Raw genomic sequence first — 10,099 nt, forward strand, 5'->3', positions numbered from 1 at the left:
GAACCTTGACAAACAGAACCAAAACCTGTTGTGCTACCATTACACCACGAGACAATCCTCAGCTCTTCACCCAGGCTAAGCGGTATAGGCCGCCAAGATGAATGCAGCGCAAAGATACGCTATCTCAGCTAACTAGACAAATAGCTCAGCCCAAGGCTCCGCGCGCTGAGGCACATTCGAGAGGGAGGCTAAGACACGGCGGCTAGCCCGCTGAGGGCGGGCAGGGAGGGTGCTGAGGAAGATCAGTAAGGCAGGAGAGACAAGGCTGTGGCCGTCGGGAGCGATAGCCTAGAGGGGGGCTGAGGGATATCAGTCAGCGCTCTGAGGGACGGCAGTCAGCGCCGTGAGGGATATCCCTCGGGGAGGCGCGACAAGAGGGACAGAAGCGGGAAGAAGCAGGGCGGAAGGGAGGAGTAGGCGGCAGCGGAGCAGGGTAGAAAAAGAGTCAGGCGCTCCGCCCCCCAGCGAACTGAGGAGGGAGCGCCTGACTCTGGAGACGTCCGCAGAGGGGCGGGAGGCTTAGGACAGCGCTTGGAGAGCGGCGGCCCTTAGGCTACCAACCGGGGTTCTGCGTCCACTTGCCGCCCGTGGCGGAGATGATCTCGAGATTGATCGGCAGGAGGTAGTCGCGCTTGGGATTGAAGCCCCAGCCCGCCTCGTGCCCCGCGGGATTGCTCGGGAGGATATAGCGGTAGCTGTCGCCCGCCTTGCCCGTGAGGAAGAGATTATTACCTGTGGCGGCATCGTAGACGAGGCGATTGCCGTAGCGCGGATGCCCCTTGAGGTTGCTCCCGACGAAGAGCGCCCCCACAGCCCGCTTGCCTACAATGAGCTCCTCAGCGGCCGCCCAGCGCGCGATGTCGCGGAAGCGACGCCCTTCGCAGGCCTGCTCGACACGCCGCTCACGGCGTACCGCCTGCACGTACTTATTAAGGCTGCGGAAGGGGTAATCCGCCTCGGTATTGTACTCACGGTCGAAGTCCACGTCGGGCATCCCGACACGTGCGCGCAGCGGGTGGAGGATCTTGATGACCTCGGCGGCGTGCATCGCCCCATCGAGCTCGACGAGTGCCTCAGCGTAGTTCAGCAGGATATCGGCGTAGCGGAACTGTATGGCTGGCGTCGCGCCCTTGTACTCGGCATCGAGATTGCCCGTGTAGTCGATCTGCACGTGCTTGAGCAGCGAATAGCCCGTCATATTCTGATGGTAGGATGCCCCGAGCAAGGGCGGCACCTCATAGGCAGGCTGGTCGGGGCGCAGGCGCTGACCAGGCGTGCAGACGGTCTGCGCCAGGCGTGGGTCGCGCAGCGTGGGCTGGAGCTCGGTGCCGAAGGTCTTCTTCGCCTCGAGCCGCTCGGCACCGACGAAGGGACGCCCGTCACGGGTCAGATAATCATCGACGAGCGAAGCCGTGAGGCCTATCCCACCGCCGCCCTGGTTAAGGTAGCGGTTGACATTGTTCCCCACCTCATTGCCGTCGTAGCGCTTGTACCAGAGGACCTCGGGGTTGGAGGAGAGGTCGGTCGTCTGGAAGAGCTGACGGTAGTCCTCCGTGGGCTGACCGGCGCTGTAGACCTTCCACACGCCTCGGGCGACGACGGCCTTAGCCGCCTCGAGGGCCTGCGTCAGGTAGCCCTTGATCTTCTCCTCAGTCACCTGAGGGTCGGCGAAGGCATCCCCCTTGGCCTTGTGGTAGCGCTCCCAGGTGGCCTCGAAGAGCGCGACCTCACTCTTGAGTGCGCGTGCCACGTCGCGGTGCACGCGCATACTGGCAGCACTCTGCTGCTCGCCCAGCAGCCCGATAGCGCGGTCGAGATCCGCTAGGATGCTGTCGGTGAGCTCGAGGCGGCTATGGCGCGGCAGCTGTAGGCGCTCCACGACGGGATCTAGGGGCTCGCTCAGCCAGGTGACGCCGCCGTAGCTGGTGAGCAGCGTGTAGTAGTACCAGGCGCGGAAGTAATAGGCCTCGCCGACACACTGATTGTAGCGCGCCGAGCCCTTCTCGGTGGTGTTCTCGAGGTTGGTCAGCAGGTAGTTGACATCACGGATGTGGACGTAGGTCGTCAGGGAGGCAGCGTTGCTGAGACTGAAGCGTCCGTCCAGTCGGGTATTGACGGCGCTGCTGGTCATGTTGTCACTCATCACGTCGTCGCCCGCTATGCCCGCGCCGCCACCAGCGCTGAAGCCCTGCGTACGTAGGCCAGACTCGTAGAACATGTTTAGGTAGTTCTGCATCTCGCCTGTACTGGCGAAGGGCTTGGTGGTAGAGAGCGTCCCCTCGGGCTCCTTGTTCAGGTCGAAGCAGGAGCTAAGCCCCGAGCCCAGCGTAAGGCCGAGGCAGAGGAGTAGGATATTCTTGTTCATGAGCTTGTATGCTTAGAGGTTTACGACGACGCCACAGGAGACGACGCGGTTCATCGGGTAGTTCTTCCCCCCCTCACTCGTATAGCCGTTGCCGGTGAAGATAGCCTCGGGGTCGAACATCCCCTTGAGTCCCGTGAAGGTCAGGAGATTCTCACCCGAGAGGTAGACCTGCACCTTGCTGCCCTTGGTCCACTGGCTGGGGAGCTCGTAGCTGAGGGTCACGTTCTTGAGGCGGCAGTAGGCGGCGTTCTGCAGGTAGCGGTCGTTGGTGACCTTGTTCTTGCCCTGGAAGGGGGCTACCCCGCCTGCGGTGTGGATGTAGGGCTTGGGGTAGTAGGCGTTAGGGTTCTCGGGCGTCCAGTAGTCGAGGTGCAGCTTGAAGACCGTGACCTGGGCGTAGGGTCCCCAGCCCCAGAAGTAGATGGAGCCTGGGCCTGGGTGCCAGTCGCGCTTCCCTACGCCCTGCAGCATCAGCGAGAGGCTGAGACCGCGCCAAGCGATACTGCCGTTGAAGGTGAACTGATAGCGGGGCGTCGTGTCCCCGATGACCGTCATATCGCCCATATCCCCGAGCTTGCTCTTGCCGATATTGATCTTGCCGTCGCCATTGAGGTCTCGGTACTTGACGTCCCCAGGCGTCCAGGGCTGCCCGCTGAGGTAGCTGAGGTCATGCGCCTTGTTGTAGGCATCCGCCTCGGCCTGCGTCTGGATGAGCCCATCGGAGCGGAAGCCCCAGATCTCGCCTGGGCTGCGGCCCTCGTACCACTGGGTATGGGGCGAGCTCTTGTCGATGCTGGTGTACTTGGTCACGACAGCTGTAGCGTCGGAGACCTGAGCACCGAGGGAGTAGTCTATATCCTTGCCGATGCGGCCGTGATAGTTCAGCGAGAGCTCCCAGCCACGGTTGCGCAGCTCGGCATTGTTGGTCTCGGGCGCGGCAGCACCGAAGAGGTCAGGCAGCGGCAGCCCAGGGCCAAGCATATCGCGGGTATCGCGCTGGAAGATCTCGAGGGTACCCGTCAGCGCATTCTGCCATAGGCCGAAGTCCAGCCCGAGGTTGAGGCTGGAGACCTTCTCCCAGGTCGTATTGGGGTCGATGACGCGTGGGGCGACCGTGTAGGGATGGCGTCCGTCCTGGAAGATGTAGCTCCCGAGGCCGCGGCTCAGGCTCATCGACGAGGCGAAGGTATAGAGTGCCGCCCCAGCCTGATTCCCTAGGAGCCCGTAGGAGGCACGGAGCTTTAGGTTGGAGAGCGTTGGGGAGAGGGAGCGCATGAAGTGCTCACGATGAATGTTCCACCCCAGCGAGAAGGAGGGGAAGAAGCCCCAGCGGTGTGCGGGGGCGAAGCGGGAGGAGCCGTCGTAGCGGCCATTGAGCTCGACGAGGTAGCGCCCGTCATAGTTGTAGTTGATGCGTCCGAAGAAGCCGCGCGTAGCCCAGCCGTAGCGCTGATCTACGGGCACCTTGTCGCCCGAGCCTATCCCTGCGTTGGGGTTGTCCAGCGAGTAGAGCCCCGTCACCGAGCTCTCCAGAAAGCTCGTATGGCTGTCCTCCTCCTGGTAGCCCGCAAGGAAGGTGAAGTGGTGGCGCTCGCCGAGGTCAAGCAGATAGTTGGTGTAGAGGTTGATCGAGCGGTAGTTGTCCTTCTGGAAGCTACGGGTGAACTTGCCCTGCGGCAGTACTCCCAGCTCGCTGCGTACCCCGAGGGAGGTGCGCTGTCCATCGGCAGCGAAGATGCGCGGAGCTCTATTGAGGGCCTCGTACTCCGAGCCTCCGAGGCGGTAGGTATAGTCGAGATAGATGCGCCAGTCCTTGAGCGGCTGTAGCTCGGCGCCCACCGTGAGGTTGAGTCGATCCTGCTTGTGACGCGTGTAGGTGCCGCTCCGCAGGTAGGGGATCATACTCAGCTCGGTGAAGTGCCCATTAGGGTCGACGACGGAGACCGTCGGGCGGAAGCGCGCCAGCGAGTGGTAGAAGCCCTCGGAGAGGCCGCCCCCACCGAAGGGCGTATCATTCTGTCCGTGGACGTACTTGGTATCGAGCTTGAGGCGCAGCCAAGGCTTGAGCTGGCTCGTGAGCTTGGAGGCGAAGTTGTAGCGCTGGTACTGCATCTTGGCATAGCGCAGGATGCCGTCCTCGGTATAGTAGCCGCCCGAGACGTAGTACTGCGTGCCCTCGCTGCCGCCCGAGACGCTGAGGTTGTGGCTCTGCTTGTGTGCCCAGTCCTTATAGTGGAGGGCGAAGTAGTCGACATTGCCCACGCCCTGCTCCGAATTCTCGAAGGCAGGGTTCATCATCGAGTTCTTCGGCAGCTCTGCCCAGGGGTCGACACTGGAGGGGTCAGTGATGTAGCGCTGCAGCAGCTCCAGCTTCTGATCGCTGTAGAGACGAGGTGAGCCCGAGTTGCGCACGCCTGCGTTCCAGTACTTGGCGAACTCATAGGAGTTGACCATCTCGGGCAGCAGCGTCGGTGCCGACCAGCCGAAGTTGCCCTGATAGCCGATGCGGATCTTGCCCGCTACGCCCTTCTTGGTCGTGACGAGGATGACCCCGTAGGCCGCGCGTGCCCCGTAGATAGCGCTGGCGGCAGCATCCTTGAGCACGGAGATGCTCTCGATATCATTGGGGTTGACATCCGAGAGGGCCATCTCTACCCCATCGACGAGGACGTAGGGCGAGGCGTTGTTCTTGAGGTTGCCCTGCCCACGTAGCGAGAGCGTCCCTGTCCCCCCAGGGCGTCCCGAGGAGCCGTTGGTGACGAGCAGCCCTGGGACGAGCCCCTGCAGACTCTGCGAGGCATCGGCTACGGGACGGCGTGCGAGCTCGGTGCCCTTGACCGAGCTGACCGCCCCGGTGAGGTTGACCTTACGCTGTACGCCGTAGCCCACCACGACGACATCGTCCAGCTTGGTGGCGGCATCTTGTAGGGTGATGGTCAGCGACTGCCGACCGTCGAGGGCGACTTCCTCGGTCTTCATGCCGATGAAGCTGACGCGGAGCACGTCGCTCTTCTTCAGTCCCGAGAGGGAGAATTCGCCCTGCAGATTGGTCACGCTACCCTTACCCTGGGCGCCCTTGACCACTACGGAGGCTCCGACGACGGCCTCGCCCTTGCTGTCTACGACGCGTCCGCGTACCACCAGGCTCTGCGCCGAGAGCTGCGGCATGAGGAGGGTCAGCAGAAGGAGCAGCAGCCCGAGGAGTCTCGACCTGTGTAGTTTTCTTTTCATGTGACTTTAATTATAGTGTATGTATGTACGGGTCTAGCTGGGGGCTAGTGCTGGGGGGGAGGGTCGGGCAGGTAGGGGGACAGCTCTCCCCTACTCTTCCCCAGCTCGGGGTGCGGGCCGAGGTCTCCTCCTCGGCGCCCCTGGTGTTTTCCTCTTTCTTCCTTCGTTGAGGGCAAATTTAGGGATAATGATCGGGGCGAGCAAGGGTTAGTAAAAGTCGTGTAATACAAGCACTTCCTTAATTTATTTACGAAGCCTAAAGACGGTCTAAGACGCCTCTCAGCCCTCCTCCCGATAAGGCTGCGACGCGGTCTTCCTTAGCCCAGAGCCTCGCTGAGGGATATCCCTCAGCGAGGCTGACTGATATCCCTCACGGCGTCCACTGACGGCCCTCAGAGCGCTGACTGATATCCTTCAGCGCGCCCTCAGCTTAGTGCCACCGAGAAGAGTCCGTAGGAGCAAGCAGGAGACGCGGCTGTACGGGACGCGCCCCCAGCCACGGTGCTATGCGGCGGGCGTCCCAGCTGCGTTATATACATATCTAATTAGGGCGCGCGGAGCAGCCTTCGGCGGGCAGCCGCTGGGGGGCGTCTGGGCAGGGCCTTCCGAGCCTCATGGGAGGAGGTCGAACGAAGTCCCTAAGCCTCGGTGAGGCGCTTTGCTCGCCGCTACGAGAGAATTATTAACTTTGTAGTATGGATAATAGCATACAGCGCGGGCTTGCGTATCGCGCTGGGTGCCCCAATAATAGAAACATATGAAGAAGATCATCCTTGCATCCCTAGCACTGGGTGCTGTGCTGACCCTCAGCTCCTGCGGCGCTAAGAAGAGCGCCTACCGTAAGGCCTACGAACAAGCAAAGCAGCGTGAGATCGCTGCACAGGACACCAAGCCCGCCGTACAGTACGAGGCTAGCGCCGCTCAGATGCCCGCTGCCCCCGTCACCGTACGTAAGGAGCGCGTCTCCACCTACGAAGGGGAGAATGCGAGCCACCTCAAGCGCTTCAGCGTCGTCGTAGGGAGCTTCCAGAACCCCACCAACGCGCGCAGCCTCAAGGACCGCATGACGCAGGCTGGCTACCAGGCCGTACTCGCTACCAATGACGTGGGTATGCTGCGTGTCATCGTCTCTAGCTTCGACACGCGCGATGAGGCAGCTGCCAGCCGTGAGGCCGTCAAGGCACGCTTCGCCCCCGAGTTCAAGGACGCTTGGCTCCTAGAGAACGCTCAGTAATCCACCGAGCGAGCAGCTAGCTATGGATATCAGGAAGGAGTATTCCCTCAAGGCGCACAACACCTTCGGTATCGACGCGCAGGCAGACTGGTTCATCCCCTACACGAGCATTGAGGAGCTGCAGCTCCTGGCTCGGGATGAGTACTTCCAGGAGTGCCGGCACCTCCTCCTAGGCGAGGGGAGCAATATGCTCTTCCTTACCAACTTCCATGGTATCGTCCTGCACTCCCAGATCACCACACTCGAGACCTACGAGGAGGATGAGGCGCACCTCACCCTCCTCGTAGGCTCTGGTGTGCACTGGGATGACCTCGTAGCATACACCTGTGCCCGCGGACTCGGAGGCCTCGAATGCCTCTCCCTCATCCCTGGCCAGGTCGGCGCCGCAGCCGTGCAGAACATCGGAGCCTATGGTGCCGAGATCAGCCAGCGTGTCGTCGCCGTGCACACCGTACACCGCCGTACGGGCCAGCTACGTCACTTCGCCCCCGAGGAGTGTGACTACGCCTACCGCCACAGCTTCTTCAAGACCGCTGAGGGGGCAGACTACATCGTCACGCACGTACTACTACGCCTCGACAAGCAGCCGCAGCTGCAGCTGGACTACGCCGATCTCAAGGCCCGCGTAGCCGCCCGCAGCGCTGCCCCTAGCCCCGAGGACGTACGCCAGGAGGTCATCGCCATCCGCCGCAGCAAGCTCCCTGACCCCGCCGAGCTAGGCAATGCAGGGAGCTTCTTCATGAACCCTATCGTCCCCCCCGCACGGCTCACGGAGCTCCAGGAGACCTATCCCGACATCCCCCACTACCCTGCCCCCGAGGGTCAGGTCAAGCTCAGCGCTGGCTGGCTGATCGATCGCTGCGGGCTCAAGGGCTTCGTCCTGGGGCATGCGGGCGTCTACCCACGGCAGGCGCTCGTGCTGACCAATGTCGACGGGGAGGCTACGGGGCAAGACATCGCACGCCTAGCTCAGCACGTACAGCAGCAGGTACAGCAGCGCTTCGGGATCGAGCTACAGCCCGAGGTGCGCTATATCAGCTAGCTGCCGGTACCCACCTCTCTGGGTACCGTAGCACACCCGTACATATACATGAAGGTCATCATCCTAGGCACAGGTACCAGTACCGGCATCCCCGAGGTGGGCTGCGGCTGCCCTGTATGCCAGAGCGACGATCAGCGTGATCGTCGACTACGCACCTCTGCTCTCGTCATTACCGATCAGGGCAAGCGCATCCTCATCGACTGTGGCCCCGACTTCCACGAGCAGGCTACGCGGCTCATGCTGGACCGCGTGGACGCCGTGCTCTTGACGCACGAGCACTACGACCATACCTTCGGCCTGGACGACATCCGCACCATCGCCTGGCGACAGGAGCTGCCCATCTACGGGCAGGAGCGCACGCTGGAGGCCGTACGTAGCCGCATGCACTACGCCTTCGGGCCCAATCCCTACCCTGGGACGCCACGCCTTAGCCTCCATCCCATCGTCGAGGGCCAGCCCTTCGAAGTCTGCGGCGAGGAGGTCATCCCCCTATCCTTCATGCACGGCTCCCTGCCCATCGTCGGCTACCGTATAGGCCCACTGGTCTATATCACCGACCTCAAGCAGATCGAGCCCTCCGAGTGGCAGAAGGTCGATGGCGCTAAGCTCGTCGTCCTCAACGCCCTTCGCTATAGCCGTCCCCACCCGAGCCATCAGAGTGTGGAGGACGTGCTGCAGCTCCTCCCCCAGCTCACGGAGCACCCCCAGCTGACGCTCCTGACGCACCTCTCGCACCACGCCCCCAGCCACCGCGCGCTGGAGCAGCTCCTCCCCTCGGACGTCCGTCCCGCCTACGACGGGCAGTGCCTCAGCCTTACAGACGGCGAGGTCACCGAGACACCGCTGCCTCCCTTCGAGCAGCCCTTCCTCTACCGCGACCTCGGCCGTATCGCCTACGCCGAGGCCTGGGAGCTGCAGAAGGAGCTCTTCCAGGAGCTGCTCACCCTCAAGCATGAGGGCCGCCCCACGGGTAGCTACCTGCTGCTCTGCGAGCACGAGCCCGTCTTCACGATGGGCAAGCACGCCGACAAGGCCAACGTGCTGCTGAGCCCCGAGCTCCTCAGCGATATGGGCTACGACTTCTATGAGATCGAGCGCGGCGGCGACGTGACCTATCACGGCCCTGGCCAGATCACGGGCTACCCTATCCTTGACCTCGAGCGCTTCGGCCTCGGGCTGCGCGCCTACATAGAGCTGCTGGAGAGCTCGATCATAGAGCTCCTGCGCTTCTATGGTATTCGGGGCGAACTGAAGGAAGGTGCGGCCGGCGTCTGGCTCGATGTCGGCAACCCCGAGCGGGAGCGTAAGATCGCGGCCATAGGCGTCAAGAGCAGCCGCTATGTGACGATGCACGGCTTCGCGCTCAACGTCACCAACGACCTCAGCCCCTTCCAGCTCATCAACCCCTGTGGCTTCAAGCAGGGCAAGGTAGCCTCCATCGCAGGCGAGACAGGCCAGGCCATAGACCTCGTGGCCACGCGCCACCTGCTGGTATCCATCCTCCACCGTAGGCTGCGCGAGCTCATGCCGCAGCGCTACTAGTTATTCACCCTTGTCATACGCCCCATAGTATATGAATGAGATCAACCTCTCCACGCCCTCCCTCCTCTTCTCGGCCATCTCGCTGATCCTGCTGGCCTATACCAACCGCTTCCTCTCCTACGCCAGCATCGTGCGTAGCCTCAAGGAGAAGCACGAGCGCGACCCTCAGGCCGAGCCCACCAGCCTGGCACAGCTGCACAACCTCTACCGCCGCCTCAAGCTGATCCGCGCCATGCAGATCCTCGGGGCCAGTAGCCTCCTCTTGTGCCTTACGGCTATGTTCTTCTTCTACATCCACCTACCCGTCCTCGGGGATATCGTCTTCGGCGGGGGGATGGTGCTGCTAGCGGCCTCCCTCTGTGTCTGCATCTGGGAGATACAGATCTCTGTCGACGCCCTGAGCCTCAACCTCGGTTCGCTCAAGAAGGAGCAGCCCTCGCTGCTGCGCCGCCGTCCCGACGATGAGGAGCTACAGCGCGAGAAGAGCAAGCAGAACAAGAAAAAGAAGAAGTCCAACGGCGAAGGTAAGTCCCAGGACGAGCGCCCTGCCCGCGAGGAGCGTCCCGAGCGTCAGCCCCGCGAAGGCCGTGAGGAGCGCCCCGAGCGTCAGAGCCGTGACGGCCGCGACGGGCAGCGTCCAGGCCGTGACGAGCGTCAGGAACGCCAGCAGCGTGAGCCCCGCGAG

General features: G+C 62.7%; 5 protein-coding genes and 1 pseudogene. 4 read left to right on the forward strand and 2 right to left on the reverse strand.

Going from position 1 to position 10,099, the window contains the following annotated elements; all coding sequences use genetic code 11:
- Positions 1-553 precede the first annotated feature (553 nt).
- Positions 554-2,365 carry a RagB/SusD family nutrient uptake outer membrane protein gene (locus Q0248_RS00095; RefSeq protein ID WP_299318342.1) on the reverse strand — a complete coding sequence of 604 codons (1,812 nt, stop codon included), beginning with the start codon at positions 2,363-2,365 and terminating at the stop codon, positions 554-556.
- A 12-nt stretch (positions 2,366-2,377) separates the two neighbouring features.
- Complete coding sequence (locus Q0248_RS00100; RefSeq protein ID WP_299318345.1) at positions 2,378-5,596, reverse strand: TonB-dependent receptor; 3,219 nt, start codon at positions 5,594-5,596, stop codon at positions 2,378-2,380.
- Positions 5,597-6,353: 757 nt separating this feature from the next.
- On the opposite strand from Q0248_RS00100, the gene Q0248_RS00105 reads away from it, so the two are divergent.
- The 4 genes and pseudogenes from Q0248_RS00105 to Q0248_RS00120 form a co-directional block, all read left to right on the forward strand.
- Positions 6,354-6,830, forward strand: coding sequence for an SPOR domain-containing protein (locus Q0248_RS00105; RefSeq protein ID WP_211788622.1), 477 nt, complete (start codon positions 6,354-6,356; stop codon positions 6,828-6,830).
- Between the two features lie 22 nt (positions 6,831-6,852).
- Positions 6,853-7,872 (forward strand): UDP-N-acetylmuramate dehydrogenase, encoded by a 1,020-nt coding sequence (gene murB / locus Q0248_RS00110; protein WP_299318349.1) that lies wholly within the window; start codon positions 6,853-6,855, stop codon positions 7,870-7,872.
- A 48-nt stretch (positions 7,873-7,920) separates the two neighbouring features.
- Positions 7,921-9,414, forward strand: coding sequence for a lipoyl(octanoyl) transferase LipB (lipB, locus tag Q0248_RS00115; protein WP_299318352.1), 1,494 nt, complete (start codon positions 7,921-7,923; stop codon positions 9,412-9,414).
- A gap of 31 nt (positions 9,415-9,445) precedes the next feature.
- Positions 9,446-9,826: pseudogene (locus tag Q0248_RS00120) on the forward strand (DUF2721 domain-containing protein); the annotation flags it as partial.
- Positions 9,827-10,099 lie beyond the last annotated feature (273 nt).

The sequence above is a fragment of the uncultured Porphyromonas sp. genome (assembly GCF_938046015.1).
In the GTDB taxonomy this organism is placed as follows: domain Bacteria; phylum Bacteroidota; class Bacteroidia; order Bacteroidales; family Porphyromonadaceae; genus Porphyromonas.